Annotated in this window: 18 protein-coding genes and 1 pseudogene; 9 read left to right on the top strand and 10 right to left on the bottom strand. The window is 69.2% G+C overall.

The features are described 5' to 3' along the window. The first annotated feature begins 410 nt into the window (after positions 1-410). Positions 411-1216, top strand: a protein-coding gene (locus G4D87_RS19150) for an IS5 family transposase (RefSeq protein ID WP_163783518.1) whose coding sequence is annotated in 2 segments (ribosomal slippage) — positions 411-759 and positions 759-1216 — 807 coding nt in all. Because the reading frame shifts where the segments join, the coding sequence is not laid out codon by codon here. Between the two features lie 271 nt (positions 1217-1487). Here the strand turns inward: G4D87_RS19150 and G4D87_RS40260 are convergent. Next, positions 1488-1853 (bottom strand): transposase, encoded by a 366-nt coding sequence (locus G4D87_RS40260; protein WP_371928562.1) that lies wholly within the window; start codon positions 1851-1853, stop codon positions 1488-1490. Next, positions 1838-2050: pseudogene (locus G4D87_RS40265) on the bottom strand (helix-turn-helix domain-containing protein); the annotation flags it as partial. The gene G4D87_RS40260 and the pseudogene G4D87_RS40265, both read right to left, overlap by 16 nt. Positions 2051-2070: 20 nt before the next feature. Here G4D87_RS40265 and G4D87_RS39485 point away from each other — a divergent pair. After that, positions 2071-2475 (top strand): DUF5953 family protein, encoded by a 405-nt coding sequence (locus G4D87_RS39485; RefSeq protein ID WP_240358405.1) that lies wholly within the window; start codon positions 2071-2073, stop codon positions 2473-2475. On the opposite strand, the gene G4D87_RS19165 is transcribed toward G4D87_RS39485, so the two are convergent. From G4D87_RS19165 to G4D87_RS19185, 5 genes are all read right to left on the bottom strand, one after another. Then, positions 2375-2863, bottom strand: a complete 489-nt coding sequence (locus G4D87_RS19165; protein WP_371928563.1) for a serine/threonine protein kinase — start codon at positions 2861-2863, stop codon at positions 2375-2377. The genes G4D87_RS39485 and G4D87_RS19165 overlap by 101 nt on opposite strands. A gap of 11 nt (positions 2864-2874) precedes the next feature. Then, positions 2875-3819, bottom strand: a complete 945-nt coding sequence (locus G4D87_RS19170) for a DUF2381 family protein (protein ID WP_163783504.1) — start codon at positions 3817-3819, stop codon at positions 2875-2877. 227 nt (positions 3820-4046) lie between these two features. Continuing rightward, positions 4047-4436, bottom strand: a complete 390-nt coding sequence (locus G4D87_RS19175) for a translation initiation factor (RefSeq protein WP_163783505.1) — start codon at positions 4434-4436, stop codon at positions 4047-4049. Positions 4437-4454: 18 nt separating this feature from the next. Next, complete coding sequence (locus G4D87_RS19180) at positions 4455-5867, bottom strand: vitamin K epoxide reductase/DsbA family protein (RefSeq protein ID WP_205507642.1); 1413 nt, start codon at positions 5865-5867, stop codon at positions 4455-4457. Continuing rightward, positions 5864-6190: a cupin domain-containing protein gene (locus G4D87_RS19185; RefSeq protein ID WP_163783507.1), complete on the bottom strand. Its 327-nt coding sequence runs from the start codon at positions 6188-6190 to the stop codon at positions 5864-5866. Before G4D87_RS19185 ends, G4D87_RS19180 begins: the two co-directional genes overlap by 4 nt. Before the next feature lie 38 nt (positions 6191-6228). Between G4D87_RS19185 and ygfZ the strand changes: the two genes are divergently transcribed. From ygfZ to G4D87_RS19210, 5 genes are all read left to right on the top strand, one after another. Continuing rightward, positions 6229-7299 (top strand): CAF17-like 4Fe-4S cluster assembly/insertion protein YgfZ, encoded by a 1071-nt coding sequence (gene ygfZ / locus G4D87_RS19190; RefSeq protein WP_163783508.1) that lies wholly within the window; start codon positions 6229-6231, stop codon positions 7297-7299. 25 nt (positions 7300-7324) lie between these two features. Further along, on the top strand, positions 7325-8149 hold the full coding sequence (locus G4D87_RS19195; RefSeq protein ID WP_163783509.1) for a hypothetical protein: 825 nt from the start codon (positions 7325-7327) through the stop codon (positions 8147-8149). 112 nt (positions 8150-8261) lie between these two features. After that, positions 8262-9758: a fused MFS/spermidine synthase gene (locus G4D87_RS19200; protein WP_163783510.1), complete on the top strand. Its 1497-nt coding sequence runs from the start codon at positions 8262-8264 to the stop codon at positions 9756-9758. After that, positions 9755-10213, top strand: coding sequence for a hypothetical protein (locus G4D87_RS19205; protein WP_163783511.1), 459 nt, complete (start codon positions 9755-9757; stop codon positions 10211-10213). Before G4D87_RS19200 ends, G4D87_RS19205 begins: the two co-directional genes overlap by 4 nt. After that, positions 10210-10695, top strand: coding sequence for a hypothetical protein (locus G4D87_RS19210; RefSeq protein WP_163783512.1), 486 nt, complete (start codon positions 10210-10212; stop codon positions 10693-10695). The genes G4D87_RS19205 and G4D87_RS19210 overlap by 4 nt, the downstream gene beginning before the upstream one ends. 85 nt (positions 10696-10780) lie before the next feature. Here the strand turns inward: G4D87_RS19210 and maiA are convergent, their stop codons facing one another. The 3 genes from maiA to G4D87_RS19225 all read right to left on the bottom strand — a co-directional run bounded on the left by maiA (position 10781) and on the right by G4D87_RS19225 (position 12885). Then, a complete protein-coding gene (gene maiA / locus G4D87_RS19215; protein WP_163783513.1) occupies positions 10781-11440 on the bottom strand; it encodes a maleylacetoacetate isomerase in 660 nt (219 codons plus the stop codon). Continuing rightward, positions 11437-12417 carry a fumarylacetoacetate hydrolase family protein gene (locus G4D87_RS19220; protein ID WP_163783514.1) on the bottom strand — a complete coding sequence of 327 codons (981 nt, stop codon included), beginning with the start codon at positions 12415-12417 and terminating at the stop codon, positions 11437-11439. The genes maiA and G4D87_RS19220 overlap by 4 nt, the downstream gene beginning before the upstream one ends. Positions 12418-12612: 195 nt before the next feature. Beyond that, positions 12613-12885: a hypothetical protein gene (locus G4D87_RS19225; protein ID WP_163783515.1), complete on the bottom strand. Its 273-nt coding sequence runs from the start codon at positions 12883-12885 to the stop codon at positions 12613-12615. A 215-nt stretch (positions 12886-13100) separates the two neighbouring features. Between G4D87_RS19225 and G4D87_RS19230 the strand changes: the two genes are divergently transcribed. Beyond that, on the top strand, positions 13101-13478 hold the full coding sequence (locus tag G4D87_RS19230) for a SpoIIAA family protein (RefSeq protein WP_163783516.1): 378 nt from the start codon (positions 13101-13103) through the stop codon (positions 13476-13478). Positions 13479-13593: 115 nt separating this feature from the next. Further along, a complete protein-coding gene (locus tag G4D87_RS19235; RefSeq protein WP_163783517.1) occupies positions 13594-15237 on the top strand; it encodes a serine protease in 1644 nt (547 codons plus the stop codon). Positions 15238-15366 lie beyond the last annotated feature (129 nt).

Raw genomic sequence — 15366 nt, forward strand, 5'->3', positions numbered from 1 at the left:
TTTAGTTGCTCCCAACTAGCAGGCCAGACTGCCGAAAGCGACTTCAGTGAGTGCATTAATGGCCTTACCACGCCATGAATTACCTCGCCGTCCACCTCGAGTCCAGGCAACACCTCGGATAGCCCATCCTGCTATCCGAGGTGTTGCCTCGACTCGATGTAGACGGCGAGGTAATTCATGGCGTGATAAGGCCATTAATGCACTCACTGAAGTCGCTTTCGGCAGTCTGGCCTGCTAGTGCGGAGCACCTAAAAGAAATCCGAGATGCGCTAAGAAGCGCGACCGAGCAACCCGAGGTAGGCATGATGCAGCGTTTGCGTATCAAGAACACGCTGAATGACTAAGAAACCGTTTCAAAAATGCCCGTTCGGCCAGTGGCCAACGCGACCGCGCGCGGCCACTGCTGCTGGATGGCTGGCCCGTTGGTACCAGATGAGCTGTGGGAGGTCGTCCGTCCACTTCTGCCGGGGCATCGGGCAGGAGCGGGCAAGCGCGGGCGACCGCCTATCGACGACCGCGCGTGCCTTACGGGAATCATCTTCGTCCTGCAGAGCGGCATCCCGTGGTGGATGCGGCCCCAAGAGATGGGCTGTGGGTCCGGCGTGACGTGTTGGCGCCGGCTTCGGTACTGGCAACGACGCGGCGTGTGGAAGAAGGTGCTGCACGCGCTTCTGGATCGGCTCGGCCGCGAAGGCCGCATCGACTGGTCGAAGGCTGCGATCGACAGCCAGAGCATCCGGGCAGTTTTTGGGGGGCCTACACGGGAAAGAACCCCACGGACAGAGCGAAGATGGGTTCGAAACGACACCTCATCGTTGACCGTCGGGGCACACCGCTTGCGCTGCGGATAACAGGAGCGCAGCGGCACGACTCGATGGAGGCCATGCCGCTGTTGGACGACATCCCGGCCATTCATGGTCCGCGCGGGCGCCCACGACGCAAGCCGAAGGACCTCTATCGCGACCGAGCGTACGGAACCCCTTGCAATCGCCGGGGCCTGAAGCAGCGGCGCATCAGGGGCCATCTGGCCAGTCTCGGCATGCCGCACGGAAGCGGCCTCGGTCGAGTCCGTTGGGTAGTGGAACGGACGCTCTCCTGGGTCGGCCAGGCGCGTCGCCTCAAAGTCCGATACGAGAGGTCGGTTGCGATGCATCGCGCCTTCCACTACCTCCAGCTCGCCCGCATCTGCTGCAGGATCCTTCAGGGCGATTTTTGAAATGGCTTCTAAATGTTCAAAAGAACATATGCCCCGAGATCATCCAGCGAGTGATTCGTCTGACTTTGCAGCGATCGCGTTGCGTGGAGATTTCCACCTCGCACGCGATGCGGTTGGCCTCCAACTCGATTAACCGCGCCCGCAGCAACTCCGACGCGTTGGCGCTGCCGTAAACCAGCACACACCTGTCAGCAACGTCCCTGTCATTGATAAATTGAAAGTCGGGACCGTCGTGAAACGCCTGCCTAAGCCATCCGGGGTAAATCTTTGCCTACCCGACGAGGGCGGGCAAAGGAGAAGAGACGTCGGAAGCCTCCAGGGCGGCCCAACTGCGCCAGGAGGTGGACGACAGCAGCATAGAAGTCATCCCGCCGCTTCGCCAGCATGCGGCTGAAGTACGCCTCCTTGAAATGTGGCCCCAGAGGCTCTCAATCCGGCTGAGTGTCTCCGAGGTATACTTCGGCAGCCAGAAGGGGAGCACCCACGCCTCCACCTCCTGGAGTACTTGGGTGGAGAGCTTGGAAGTGAAGGCCCCGTCGTTGTCGAGCACAAGCACGATTCGCTTGCCGGTGGCCTGGGCGCGAGCTCTCCGTTTGCGTACCAGTGCGACGAAGAGGCCAGGCCGCCCAGCCGCCATCGCCGTCGGCAGTCGCGCACCATCCGGGGACTGACGCCCAGCGCCCGCGCGATATGCGCCGCGCTATCCCCAGCGGAACTCAACAAGACGATAGTGGCCCGGAGCCCTGCGGCTACCGAGTCAGCACCTCGCACCAGCCGCTGAAGTGCTCGGCGCTGTGGCACCGTCGCTTTGAGGTGGTTGCCACTTCGGCTCATCCACCGCTCCTCCTGCCCTCCTGCAGGGCAGCAGTAGATGCTACTTCCCTAGGCAAAGATTTACCCCGGATGGCTTAGACCTCGACAACCCGGCCCACCCGGACGCGCTGAAGCGAGCCTACGAGCGCTCCCCGGAGATCGGTGGGCGCGCAAGTGCCGTGAGGCCCCGCGCCGCTCGCAGGAACCTGCTCACCATCCCGTTGTCGCCCACTCCTACAGGCGTCAGGGTCGCTCGCTCAAACCGCTTCGCACCCCTCTTCATCCGACCCGCTGTGTCCGCAGCGACGCAGATATCAGCCCGGCGTGGTCAGCCGAGCGAGCGTGTCACCGGAACGCATCGACGATGGAGACAGCCGCCATGGAGCCATCGAGAATGGCCGTACCTGGCTTCGACTCGGGCCGCTTCCGCAGCTGGTCCTCGCTGAGCCGTGCCACCGCGCAAATCGGCACCTTGTCGCCGTCCGGCGGGTAGGCCTCGTAGTAGCGGATGACCACCTGTGGACCGCTCGTCCAGACCTGCCCGTACAAGCGGGTCGTCGTCTCAAGAATGCCCATATCGCGCATGAGGACGCTTTCGACCGGGCCATCGTAGAGGGTAATGCGGCGAGACCTCATCTGGTTCGCGTCGAGCTCCACCAACGAGGAATCCCCAACGCGCAGCCGCAAGATTCGCATCGTCTTCAGCGCCTCCTCCGAGCACTCTTGCAGCCCCGGAGTGCCGTCCGGGCGCAGCGCGACGCCTCCGGGCGTGGTGCAGCCGGAAGTCGTGGCGAGCATGGCGGCAGTGATGCCCAGCAGAGCGGTGGTGCGCATGACCGGCATTTCTACTGCCGAATCAGGGTGCGATCCATCCTCACCATGACCTGCTGGTTTCCGTCGGACCGAAAGATCTGGAGGGCAAGGTCCACGAGCTGCCCGTCCTTTTCAAAGGCGCTCTTGTCCGCCACGACCGCGATGGTTCCTGACTGCCCCTGGGCAATCGCGGAGCGAGTCATCCGAAGCGCGAAGGACTGCTTCGTGTAGCTGGTCAGGTCGCGCGTCAGGTAGGCCCCCGCGAACTCCCAGGTATCGCCATGGTTGGTGTTCTTGAGGGTGATGAGCGCTGCCGCTTTTCCGGGCCCTGAGAAGACCTCAACAAGCATCTCCATGTTCGGGTCCTTCGGGCGGGCGGCCATCACGAAGCGAAAAGGCGTCTTCTTCGCGTGCCCGTTCGCAAGGAGCGTCGCGTAGGCGTGATCGACGGAGTTCTCTTCCTTGCGGTAGCGCTCATTCTCCTCAGCAAGCGTGTCGTTCTTCTTGAGTGCATCCATCAGGGCCGCGTGCATGGCCGCATAGCTCTCCCTGTCTTTGAACACGTCGACCTGCTGGTCCAGAATCGGCGGCCACCCCCCGTCCCGCTTGGGCCAAGGTGGCCTCACGAGGAACGGGATTTCGGTCCCATCCGCCAGCGTCACGAGCAAGGGGATTCCTTCGTCCCTGTTGAGGTCCCGGATGGGCTCGAGGAGCACCTTGTTGCGGACCACCGCCAGCGGTTCGAGCCGCCCCTCCCAATCGCTCATCTTCGTCTTGTCAGCGTCTACCAACTGCTCGAACCGCAGCGTCGTGACCACCTGCCCCTTCACATAGATAGGGCGAGTGCCGTCAGTCGGGTGCTCGGAGAGCATGATGAGACGCACAGAGGGCTTGTTACGCTCGTCGCTGGCATGAGCGACTGACGAGGCCGCGAGAACGAGAAGCAGGACAGCCCGGATGGGTAGGCGCGTTTGCATGTCCTGGCCAACGTAACAGGAGGGGTGCAGGGCATCCAACCTCCGCGCGCCGCGCCTGTGGAGCGCTGGCCATCGCGCTGCTCGGGCCGCTCACGAGGGCCCAGCGGTGATGCGGCAAGCCCCAGGCGTAGGAGCCCGCCAGCCATACGCCGCCCGGCGCCGGGGATGGCCGACGTCGGGAACGTGGGAGCAGCCTGGGACGGGGGGAAGAACCCGAGGAGCCCGCGTCAGCCGACCGTGACCTTCCGCACGCCCCGAGCCTCGAGCAGCGCGGGCAGCCGCTCACGCTGGTCGCCCTGAAGCACCAGCGTGTCGTCCTCCACCACGCCGCCGCAGCCGAGCGAGTTCTTCAGCGCCTTGAGCCACACCTCGCGTTGAGCCGCGGGCAGCTCCAGGTGCTCCACCACCGTGACTTCCTTGCCGCCACGGCCCTTGCGCTCCATGCGCACCACCGCGCGCGCGGGGCCCTTGGGCTCGGCCTTCACGCGCGCCGGTGACGCGGGCGCGGCGGGCGCCTGGGGCAAGGCCTCCCGCTGCACCGAGAGCGCGGCGAACGGATTGTTGAACGGAGCCGCCGGTGCCGCTGGCGGCTCACCCTTCTTGTCGCGCTTGCCCATGGTGCGGGTGCCGCGTCCTCAGTGGTTGTGGCCCGCGTGGTCGTCGTGGCCATGTCCACCGGCCGGGCGCGGGCGCGGCGGGGGCAGCACGTCGAAGGCGGGGGCGCTCGGGTTGCCGTCCGCCATCACCAGCGCGTAGATGAACGGCGCGGAGGGCATCACCTCGCGGCCATTCACCAGCACCAGCGGCGTCCCCTGGATGTGGTGGCGCATGGCGTAGCGGGAGTCCTCCTGAATCTTCGCCGTCGTCGCCGGGCTGTTCATGCACACCTCCAACTGCGAGCGCGGCACCGAACCAGACGACGCAATCTCCACCGCCCGCTCCGTGTCCAGCACGGCCTGCGCGGCGAACATCTTCTCCCGCAGCTCCCAGTAGTCCGGCGCGCCCTCCAGGCAGATCTGCGCGCGGGCCGCCACGCAGCGCACGCTGGGCGCGTCCGGCCCACGGCGAGGAATCGCCGGGTTGCACGCCCCATCCAGCGGGAACTGGCGCGCCTCCAGCGACAGCTTCCCTTCCGGGACACGCTTCTTCAGCGCGGCCAGCTCCTCCACCAGCATCTTGCAGTGGGGGCACTTGCTGTCCGTCCACTCGACAATCTTCACCGGCGCATCCACCGGCCCATAGCGATGACGCGCGGGCGACGCGGCGGGCTGCGGCGTCTCGCTGCGGTACGCGGCCAGCGAGTCCGAGATGAACTGCTGATGCTGCGGCGGCAACGAGCGCAGGAACTCCTCCAGCGACGCGGGCGGAGGCGGCGGCGTCTGCGGCGTCACGCCCGGCATCTGCGTGTTGACCACCTGCGGCACGGGCGGCAGCAACGCGGCACCGGACGCCTCCGACGCCTTGGGCGTGGCCCGGCCGGGGAGCAGCGCCGCCAGGAAGACCGCGGCCGTGACGCCCACCGTCCACTTCAGCGTGGCGCCCCACTCACCCGCGCCGGGCAGCAGCGGTCCGGGCAGGCCCTTCCAGGCCACGCCCGCGAAGGCCACCACCAGCGCATAGGTCGCCAGACACGTCGGGCACAGCGCGCCCGACTGCGCGCTGGCCACGACGAAGACGGCCACGGACACCAGGCCCGCGACGGCCACCAGCCGCAGCCCGTTGGCCGCCGGACGCACCGGCCGGCCCGAGCGGGCCCACGCCAGGAACAGGGCGGACAGGCCCACCGCGGCCAGGCCCCACACGAGCCCCAGGGCCGCCACGGGCAGGCCCACCAGGTCATGCACGCGGCTGGCGAAGGGGGAGTTCCACACCGTCTCGCAGTTCACCGTGTCGGAGACGCCGCACACGGTGGAGCCGCCACCGCGCAGGGTGAGCAGCTGCATCCACTGGAAGATGGCCAGGCCACTCTCCGCGAGGCCCAGGACCAGCAGCGCCAGCGCGCCACGGGTCGCCACGGGAGTGGGCGAAGGGGAAGACGTCGAGCTCATGCATGCTCCGGGGGCGGGGACATCAGAACGAGGAGGCGGGCGGCCTCGGGGCCGTCGTTGGCGACGCCGTGCTCGGCGCCCGCGGGGGCGAAAATGGCGGCGCCAGGGCCGTGGACTTCTTCTTCGGCGCCCACGCGAAAGCGGCAGCGCCCGTCGAGGACGACATACACCTTGTCCGACGCGGCGTGGCGGTGGGGCTTCTGGGCCTGCCCCGGCTGCAGGCAGTACACGTCCAGGAAGAACCGGCCGGACTGGAAGACGTTGTGCTTCAGGAGCTTCTCTGGCGAGAAGTCCTGGAAGGACGACAGGTGCTTCACATCCATCGTGGCATTCGCTCCTTCGCCTCTATATAGCGACGGACATGGAACCGCTGTCTCTGCATTTTCTTCACGAGAAGGCGGGCGCCCGCTTTGGCGCGGTGGGCGGCCGGGAAACCGTGGCCGGGTATGGAGACTCGGAGGAAGCGTACCGGGCGGCCAAGGCGTCCGTGGCCCTCCATGATGCCTCCTACCGCGAAACCCTCCGAATCACGGGAGAGGACCGGGCCTCTTTCCTACACGGGATGGTCACCCAGGAGGTGAACAACCTGCCCGTGGGCACCGCGGCCTATGCCGCCATGGTGACCGCCAAGGGGGCCATGGTGGCGGACGCCCGCATCCTCAAGCGGGAGACGGACCTCCTCCTGGACGTGGAGCCCGGCACCGGCGCCAAGGTACGGGAGTTCCTGGACAAATACCTCATCTCCGAGGACGCCGAGCTGCACGAGGCCACGGGGGAGCTGGCCCTGCTTCGGCTGCTCGGGCCCCGGACGGCGGACGTCCTGTCGGCCGCCCTGGGCAGCCCCCATGCGCCGCTGTCCCACCATGCCGCCCGCACGGGCACCCTGGCGGGCCAGGAGGTCTGGCTGCTGGGGAGCACCGCCATCGAGCCCCACGGCGTCGACGTGTGGGTGCCGCGCGCCGGCCTGGAGGCCGTCTGGCAGGCCCTCTCCGAAGCGGGCGCCGCGCACGGGCTGAAGCCCCTGGGCTTCGAGGCCCTGGAGCTGCTCCGCGTGGAGGCCGGCGTGCCCCGGTACGGCCAGGACATGGTGGACACCACCATTCCGCTGGAGGCCAACCTGGCGAACGCCATCTCCTACAACAAGGGTTGCTACATCGGGCAGGAGGTCATCGCCCGCGCCACCTTCCGCGGCCACATGAACCGCAAGCTGACGGGGCTGCTGCTGGGCGACGCGGACGTGGCCCCCGGCACCGAGCTGCGGCGCGGGGAGAAGAAGGTGGGCTGGCTGACCAGCGTGGTGCAGTCGCCTGTCGCGGGGCAGCGGGTGGCCCTGGGCTACGTGCACCGGGACTCGCTGGAGCCGGGCACCGAGCTGACCCTGGCGGCGGGCCCCGCCACGGTGAAGGTGGCGTCCCTCCCCTTCTCCGCGTGAAACAGTCCCAGCATACTGGTGCGCCATGGCCCCTGGCGCACCGAGCCCCCTGCTTCGCCCCGCGCTGCTGCTCGCGGCGCTGTCCCTCTTCCTGACGGGCTGCTTCAACGTCGAGCAGGACCTCTGGATTGAGCCAGGGGGTTCGGCGCGGCTGGTCGTCGACCTGGGGATGCCCAAATCACTGACGGCCCTGGCGAGACTGGGCGGCGATTCAAACGCCAAGGAGGCGCTGCTGGCGAAGGCGCGCGAAGCCGAGCAGGCGCTGCGCCAGGACCCGGAGGTCTCCCAGGCGATGCTCCGGGACTACGAGAAGGACGGCCAGGTCCATCTCGTCTACGACGTGACGGTGAAGGACGTCACCCGGCTCCCGGAGCTCTACCGCCGCGCCGCCGCGCAGCACGCCCAGGGCCAACCGTCGTCGCCCAAGGACGCGTGGGACGTCCGCATCGAGCGCCAGGGCGGGGACTACGTCTACACCCAGCGCTTCAACCCGGAGAAGGCCTTCGCCGCGCCGGCCGGCGTCGGTGACGACGCCGCGGAGCAGGCCGCCCAGGAGTTGGCGAAGGGCATGGTGAAGGCCATGCTCGTCAACAACCGCCTCACCCTCCGCATCCACGGCCCTGGCATCGGCGAGACGAACGGCACGGTGAACGAGCAGAAGGACACCGTGGAGTGGAAGCTCAGCCTCGCGGAGCTGATGGACGCCCCCGCCGAGGGCCGCGAGCTCCGCGCCGTCATCCACGGCGGCGAGCCGCTCTGGCTGTGGCCGCTGGTGCTGGGTGTCCCCCTCGCGGTGCTGCTGCTGACGGTCGCCGCCGCCCGGAGGCGCCGGGGCGTCGCCACCCGATAGCTCGCCTCCCCTGGCACGCCTGTCATGGTGCCCCTGCCGTCGCTGTCCCTTCGCATCAATCATTTCGAGGGCTTCTCGCTGGAACGGACCTTGCTGATGCAGGCGTCCGAAAATGAGCCCCACGTCTTCGCTGACATGGCTGTCCTTCATCACCGGCATGACGGTCATGGCGTCGGAGATGGCGGCCTCACGCCTGATGGCGCCCTACTTCGGCAGCAGTACGCCCGTCTGGGCCGCGCTCATCTCCCTGGTCCTGGGTGGGCTCGCGTTGGGCGCGCAGTTGGGAGGCCGCGCGGCGGACCGCTCGGGGCGCCTGACGCCGCTGCTGAGCGCGCTCTGCCTCAGTGCGCTCGCCCTGGCCCTGCTGCCCTTCCTCGCGCGGGCGCTGCTGCCCGACGCCACGGCCGCGGTGCTGGGGGGACGCCCCGTGGAGGGATTGGGCCGCGTGGCCTTGCTGCTGGTGGTGGCGGTGCCGCCCCTGCTGGTGCTGGGCGCCGTGGGACCCTACGTGCTGCGCGTGGGGCTGGCGGGCGTGGCGTCAGCGGGCGCGCATGCCGGACGGCTGTCTTCCGCGTCCACGGTGGGCAGCATCACCGGAACGCTGCTGGCGGCCTTCGTCGTGCTGCCGCTGCTGGGCACCGCGCGCACCATGGCGCTCTTCGCGGCGGCGCTGGGGCTCACGGCCTCCTGGCACCTGGGGTGGCGGTGGCGGCTGCCCGCGGTGGGCGTGCCCGTGGTGGCGCTGGCCTTGGGCGTCCACGCCCTGCCCCGCGGCCCCCAGGCCGTGGAGGTGGCCGAGTCCCCCTATGCCTTCATCCAGGTGATGAAGGACGAACACGGCACCCGCTCACTCGTCTTCGATGAGGGCTACGCGGTGCAGAGCGTCCACCGGCCCGGCCTGCCGGTGCGCGGAGAGGTCTTCGGGCACTACCTGCTGGTCCCCGCCATGGCCCAGACAGCGCCACGAGCGCCCCGGGTGCTGGTCCTGGGTCTGGGCGCGGGCACGAGCGCCAGGGGCCTGCGGGAGGCGTACCCGGGCGTGGAGGTGGTGGGCGTGGAGCTGGACGCGGAGGTGGTGCGCCTGGGCCGCGCGCACTTCGACCTGCCCTCCGAGGTGGAGGTCCACGTGGGCGACGCGCGCGCCTTCCTCACGCGCGACACCCGCCAGTACGACGTCATCCTGGTCGACGCGTTCCGCTTCCCGTACGTCCCCTTCCACCTGACGACGCGCGAGTTCGCCTCCGCCGTGGCCGCCCGCCTGAAGCCCGGTGGCGTGGCCTGCTTCAACGTGGGGCGCTACGCGCAGGAGCGCGCGGTGGTGGAGGCCGTGGGCGCCACGCTGGCCACCGTCTTCCCAGAGGTCCGGGCCGCCGACGCGCGCAACCACAGCAACACGTTGCTCTTCGCCGGAGCCCCGGGGCTCGCGGAGCGGCTCGCGGAGCGCACACCGTCACTGCCCGCCTCGCTGCGCCCGCTGGCGGAGCGCGTGGCCGGAGAGCTGAAGCCGGTGCCCGCGGGTGCGCCGCTGACGGACGACCAGGCCCCGGTGGAGCTGCTCACGGACGCCATCCTCCTGCGGGCCCTGTCGAGCGGGAAGCGGCTGCAATGAAGCGCCTGCCCGGCATGCCGGAGTTCCTCGCGCCGCTGCCCCTGTGCGCGGTGGCGCTGATGGCGGTGAATGACCGCTGGCTCAAGCCCGCCTTCCACAACGCCCTCACCGGCAAGCTGTCCGACGTCGCCATCTGCTTCTTCCTGCCGCTCTACGTGTCCGCGCTGCTGGCGCTGGTGACGCGCTGGCCCAGGGCGCGCCGGGTGGCCGTGGGCGCGGCCTTCACCGCGTGCCTCTACACCGCGCTCAAAGTCTCCCAGCCCGCCGCGGACCTCTTCTGTGAGCTGCTGCGGCCCCTGGGCGTGCCGCTCGGCATCCGGAGCTTCCGCGCCTGGGCCGACCCCACCGACCTCGTCACCTTGCCGCTCGTCTGGGTGGCGGTGCGCTACAGCCGCGCCACCACCCGCGAACCGCCGTGCCTCCCCGCCTCGTCCCCCACTGGAGTCAACGCGTGAAAGTCATCCTGATGAACCTCGCGGCCACCGCCGCGCTCGCCACCACGGCGGTGCTGCTCGTCGCGGACTCGGGAGGGAAGGACTGCTACCAACCCGCCCAGAGCGTCACCTTCGACGTGGGCCACAACACCTGCGGAGCGCCGGGCCTCCTCCAGGTGAGCACCCCTCAAGACGACTGCCGCCTGGACGTGGCGGTGGAGGAACGCACGGGACTGCCCACCAGGGGAGCTGTCTACGCGGGCACGGTGGACATCCTCCAGGGCGACAACTGGTACCTGGCGGATACGAACGTCGTCATCACCTTGAGCACCGACGGAGGAACCCCGCCAGCCGACGCGGGCAGCGGCACGGCGTTCGAGGTCAACCGCGCGTGTGAAGTCCTGCGCGAGGGCGAGGTCCTCCGCCTGAAGTGCACCGCGCGCAGGGCGGACCTCGGCAACGAGCAGGTGCACGCCTGCGAGGCCGTGCTCACCCCGCGCTGAGCACCCCGGCGGCCAGTGCCCACGCCCCGCCCAGCACCCACGCAGCGGCGGCCACGCCCCGGCAGGCGCGGCCGCCACACCCTTCTCAGACGGGAACCGCGTCCGGCTGCCGGTCGGGCTGCGCGGCCTGGAAGGCGGGCAGCGCCTGACACTCGGCTTCGATGCGCAGCAGCGTGGGGTACGGCGCCAGGTCCACGCCGAAGCGGCGCGCACCGTAGAGCTGCGGCACCAGGCACACGTCCGCGAGCGACACCGCGTCCCCGACACAGAAGCGCCCCGCGGTGGACTGCACCGCCACCTCCAGCGCCTCCAGCCCCCGCGCGTTCCAGTACGCCGACCACGCCTTGTCGTCCGCGTTCAGCACCTGCTTGATGCGCTGCACCACGGACAGGGTCTGCATGGGCTGGATGCCGGAGTTCACCATCTCCGCCAGCATCCGGGACTGCGCCCGGAGGAACGCGTCCGCGGGCAGCAGCGCGGGCGCCGGGAAGCGCTCCTCCAGATACTCCAGCACCGGCAGCGACTGGGACAACCTGCGCACTGAGCCATCCGCCTCCGTCCACTCCAGCGTGGGCAACATGCGCATGGGGTTGACCGCCCGGTACGCGGCGCCGTGCTGCTCGCCGCCGTCCTTCAACAGGTGCACCGGCACGTAGTCGAACTTCAGCCCCTTCAGGTGCAGGCCGATGCGCACCCGCCACGACGCGGAAGAACGCCAGTAGCTGTAGAGCCGCAGGCCTGTCATGGAACCTTCACCACCTTCTGGGCGATGCGGCCGAACACGCTGCGGCCTTCGGCATCCGTCATCTCGATGTCGATGGTGTCACCCGGCTTCATGAAGGGCGTCTTCGACTCGCCCTGCTCAATCTTCTCAATCATCCGGCGCTCGGCGAGGCAGGAGATGCCGCGCTCGCGGTCCGCGTTGGACACCGTGCCGCTGCCCAGGATGGTGCCCGCCGTGTAGCTGCGCGTCTTGCACAGGTGCTGGATGAGGTCGAAGAAGGAGAAGTGCATCTCCGGCCCCGCGTCCGTGTCGCCCACCTGCTGCCCGTTGAGCACCGAGCGCAGCCGCAGGTGGATGCGCCCGTCGTGCCAGGCCGCGCCCAGCTCGTCCGGCGTCACCGCGAAGGGGCTGAACGCCGTGGCCGGCTTGCTCTGGAAGAAGCCGAAGCCCTTGGCCAGCTCGTTGGGGATGAGGTTGCGCAGGGACACGTCGTTGGCCAGCATCAGCAGCTTGACGTGCGGCGCCGCGCTCTCCGCCTTCGTGCCCTGGGGCGTGTCACCCAGGATGGCGCAGACCTCGGCTTCGAAGTCCAGGCCCCAGGCCTCGTCGGCCAGGGGGATGTCGGCGGTGGGCGCCAGGAAGTCGCCGGAGCCGCCCTGGTACACCAGCGGGTCCGTCTTCAACGTCTCCGGCGGCTCGGCGCCGCGCGCCTTGCGCACCAGGATGACGTGGTTGAGGTACGCGCTGCCGTCCACCCATTCGTAGGCGCGCGGCAGGGGCGCGTGCAGGGCGCCGACGTCCAGCGGGCGGCTCTGCACCGTGCCCGCCTCCAACTGGGCGTCCAGCGCGCGCAGCTGCGGCTCCTTCGTCTCCCAATCGTCCAGCGCGGCTTGCAGCGTGAGCGCCACGTTGGTGGCCAGCGCATAGGCCGAGTTGTCCCGCTTGACGACGATGAGGCGGCCGTCACGGGTTCCGTCCTTGAGCGTCGCGAGCTTCAATGCCGGGCTCCCCGGCGGCCCCTGAGGAAGAACGGCCGGGCCGCCTCGTGTGACTGGGCTTTTCCGCCGGGGATTCCGGGGTGTCAAGCAAGACGGACACGCGCCGCCGGAGAAAAGCGGACGGCCGACACGTCGCGAAAAAAGAGCGCACGGGCGAAAACCGGCCGCCCGTGCGCTCCTTGCTGCGTCAGTCACTCACGCCCGGAGCGGATTCACGACCTCGGGGCAGTGCCAATACGTGTACTCGCAGGCATCCTGCGCGGCATCGCAGGGCACCTTGATGATGGTGATGGCCTCGCACGGATGGCGGGGCGCCTGGCCCTGGCCTCCACCCCTCGTGCGGCCTTCGTCGGGGACCGCCTCCTGGGCTTCCAGCGCGTCCTTCGCGTCTGGAGGTGGCGTCACCCCCGGCAGCAGACCCGGGGCGGCGCCCAGCACCGCGCCCAGGACGTACAACTTCGTGTTCATGAAACCCCCTTGCCGGGTGCAGCCGCCGTCGCGCCCCTTCGGCGCGCCGGTACCGGAGCAGCGGCAGGGACGTCAGTACCAGGTGGGTCTGACATTTCCTGCCCTTCCGGACAGGACCGGGAAGGCGCCGCCAGGGCGCCCCATCCGCCCCCCTGCTCTAGACGTGTCACCGGCTGCGGCTAGGATGGCGCGCCCGCCCGGAGCCCATCACCGTCATGCCATTCCAGATCACCGTTCACTCGCAGGACCGCATCCTCGAGGTTGTCTATCCCCCGCAAGTCACGACCGCCGACCTGGCCGACTACCTGGCCGACGTGAAGAAGGCCATCAACGGCCTGGCCGGTGAGTGGTCCGCCCTGGTGGACCAGTCCCAACTCCGGGTGATGCCCAGCGACGTGGTGACGGCCATGGCCAGCCTCAACGCCTTCGCCCAGCTCCACGGCATGAAGCGCTCCGCCCGGGTCGTCACGGACGCCCCCTCCGGGCTCCAGGCGTGGCGGATGACGAAGCGCGCCATGTTGAGCATCCCCACCCGCACCTTCGAGACGCGGGGGGAAGCCCTCCAGTGGCTGCGCGACCCCGACGCGGACTGAGGCTCGCGGCGGCCTGTGCGCCCGCCGACAGCAGGAACGCCTTTTTTCACCTATATTGCGCCGGTCCGCCCCTGACGGGGGTGGGCTTCACATCTCCCGTAGGAGTGGTTGTCTCATGCGTATCCCCCGGACCGACGCCCGCAGGAAGCTGCTCGGCGCGCTGTTGTGTACCTTCTCCGTCGCGGCCTGTGGGCCGGCTTCGGAGGGTGAGCCCGCTGGCAGCGGCTCCACCGAGCAGCCCGTCGTCTATGGCAACGACGACCGGATGGACGTGTACGCGCACCCCGACGCCACCCTGCGGCAGTACGCCATGCAGGCCAGCGCCGTCATGGTCGACCCGTTCGAGATTGACGACTCGGACCCCAACAACGTCGTCTTCACCAGCCCCACCCTGGGCGAGTGGGTCAACCTCTGCCCGGGCCAGCGCTTCATCGACGACCCGTCGCCCGGCTACTGCTCGGGCACGCTCATCGACGATGACCTCCTGCTGACCGCTGGCCACTGCGTGACGGACGCGGCCGACTGCAGGGACTTCAAGTGGGCCTTCAACTTCTATCGGCCTGACGCGAACTCGGTGCAGACCATGACCACGCAGGACATCTTCAGCTGCAAGGAGATTGTCGTGCGGCGGGAGAACACCTCCAGCGGCCGCACGCTGGACTTCGCCATCATCCGCCTGGACCGTCCGGCGACGCCGCGCTTCGCGCCCGCGCCCATCCGCCCGGGCAACGCCGCCATGACGACGGGCGCCAACGTGGCCGTCATCGGTTCGGGCAGCGGCATCCCGCTCAAGATTGACTCGGGCGGGACGGTCCGCAGCGGCCGCGCCAGCACCCTGGACTACTTCACCGCCAGCACCGACACCTTCGGAGGCAACTCCGGCTCGGCCGTCTACGACATGTCGAGCCACACCATCGCCGGCATCCTGGTGCGCGGCGAATTGGACTACGTCTATCAGGGCAGCTGCCGCGTCGTGAACGAGTGCAGCCAGGACGGCACGGACTGCAATGGCGAGGACATCACCTATGTCCGCCCGGCCATCGAGGCGTTCTGCGCCGCCACCACCAGCGTCCGGCTCTGCAACACCACGCCGCCGCCGGCGACGTCCTTCGACTTCACGGCCAGCAACACCGGCAACGCCACCGTGAACACCACCCGCCACGCGGTGGAGCTCGCCGCTGGCCAGAGCCTCACGGTGGGCACCTGCGGCCTGACGGGCGCCAGCTTCACCGGCGACACGTGGCTGCGCGTCAATGGCCCCAGCGGCATCGAGGTCGCCTCCAACGATGACGGCTGCGCCACGGGCCGCGGCTCCAACGTGACGTTCACCGCCGGCGCGGCCGGGACGTACGAAATCATCGCGGGCTGCTACGCGAACACCAGCTGCGGCGGCACGGTGACGTGGACCATCGGCACGGCGACCCCGCCGGCCACCTCCGGCACGTTCAGCTACAGCTCGGTCAACTCCAACAGCGCGCGGCAGAACACCACCCACGAGGACGTCACCCTCACGGCGGGCCAGCGCCTTGCCTTCGGCACCTGCAACGTGGCGGGCGCCTCCGGCACGGGTGACTCGTTCATCCGCCTGTACAACGCCGCCGGCACGCAGGTGAAGTTCAACGACGACGGCGCCGGGTGCGGCTCGCTGTCCCACGTCACCTATACGGTGCCGGCGGGCGCGGGCGGCACGTACCAGCTCCACGCGGGCTGCTACGGCAACACCAGCTGCGGCGGCACGGTGGGCTGGACCGTCCAGTAGTCACACGCCACGCAGCAGGTGGGCACCGCGGGGCGCGTCACTCTTCACGGAGTGGCCGCCCCGCTGTCGCGTCGGGCCGTCCACGGTCCTTGCCCGCCGCGGCCCGCGCGTCCCCACGCAGTGATGGAC

The organism is Myxococcus vastator (assembly GCF_010894475.1).
GTDB lineage: Bacteria > Myxococcota > Myxococcia > Myxococcales > Myxococcaceae > Myxococcus > Myxococcus vastator.

Excerpts from the sequence above, each read along its gene's own strand:
- G4D87_RS19175 (WP_163783505.1), bottom strand. The coding sequence starts at position 4,436 with ATGGGCAAGCGCGACAAGAAGGGTGAGCCGCCAGCGGCACCGGCGGCT.
- G4D87_RS19235 (WP_163783517.1), top strand. The coding sequence starts at position 13,594 with ATGCGTATCCCCCGGACCGACGCCCGCAGGAAGCTGCTCGGCGCGCTG.
- G4D87_RS19225 (WP_163783515.1), bottom strand. The coding sequence starts at position 12,885 with ATGAACACGAAGTTGTACGTCCTGGGCGCGGTGCTGGGCGCCGCCCCG.
- G4D87_RS19195 (WP_163783509.1), top strand. The coding sequence starts at position 7,325 with ATGGCCCCTGGCGCACCGAGCCCCCTGCTTCGCCCCGCGCTGCTGCTC.
- G4D87_RS40260 (WP_371928562.1), bottom strand. The coding sequence starts at position 1,853 with ATGGCGGCTGGGCGGCCTGGCCTCTTCGTCGCACTGGTACGCAAACGG.
- G4D87_RS19185 (WP_163783507.1), bottom strand. The coding sequence starts at position 6,190 with ATGGATGTGAAGCACCTGTCGTCCTTCCAGGACTTCTCGCCAGAGAAG.
- G4D87_RS19230 (WP_163783516.1), top strand. The coding sequence starts at position 13,101 with ATGCCATTCCAGATCACCGTTCACTCGCAGGACCGCATCCTCGAGGTT.
- G4D87_RS19205 (WP_163783511.1), top strand. The coding sequence starts at position 9,755 with ATGAAGCGCCTGCCCGGCATGCCGGAGTTCCTCGCGCCGCTGCCCCTG.
- maiA (WP_163783513.1), bottom strand. The coding sequence starts at position 11,440 with ATGACAGGCCTGCGGCTCTACAGCTACTGGCGTTCTTCCGCGTCGTGG.
- G4D87_RS19180 (WP_205507642.1), bottom strand. The coding sequence starts at position 5,867 with ATGAGCTCGACGTCTTCCCCTTCGCCCACTCCCGTGGCGACCCGTGGC.
- G4D87_RS19200 (WP_163783510.1), top strand. The coding sequence starts at position 8,262 with ATGAGCCCCACGTCTTCGCTGACATGGCTGTCCTTCATCACCGGCATG.
- G4D87_RS19165 (WP_371928563.1), bottom strand. The coding sequence starts at position 2,863 with ATGCGCACCACCGCTCTGCTGGGCATCACTGCCGCCATGCTCGCCACG.
- ygfZ (WP_163783508.1), top strand. The coding sequence starts at position 6,229 with ATGGAACCGCTGTCTCTGCATTTTCTTCACGAGAAGGCGGGCGCCCGC.
- G4D87_RS19170 (WP_163783504.1), bottom strand. The coding sequence starts at position 3,819 with ATGCAAACGCGCCTACCCATCCGGGCTGTCCTGCTTCTCGTTCTCGCG.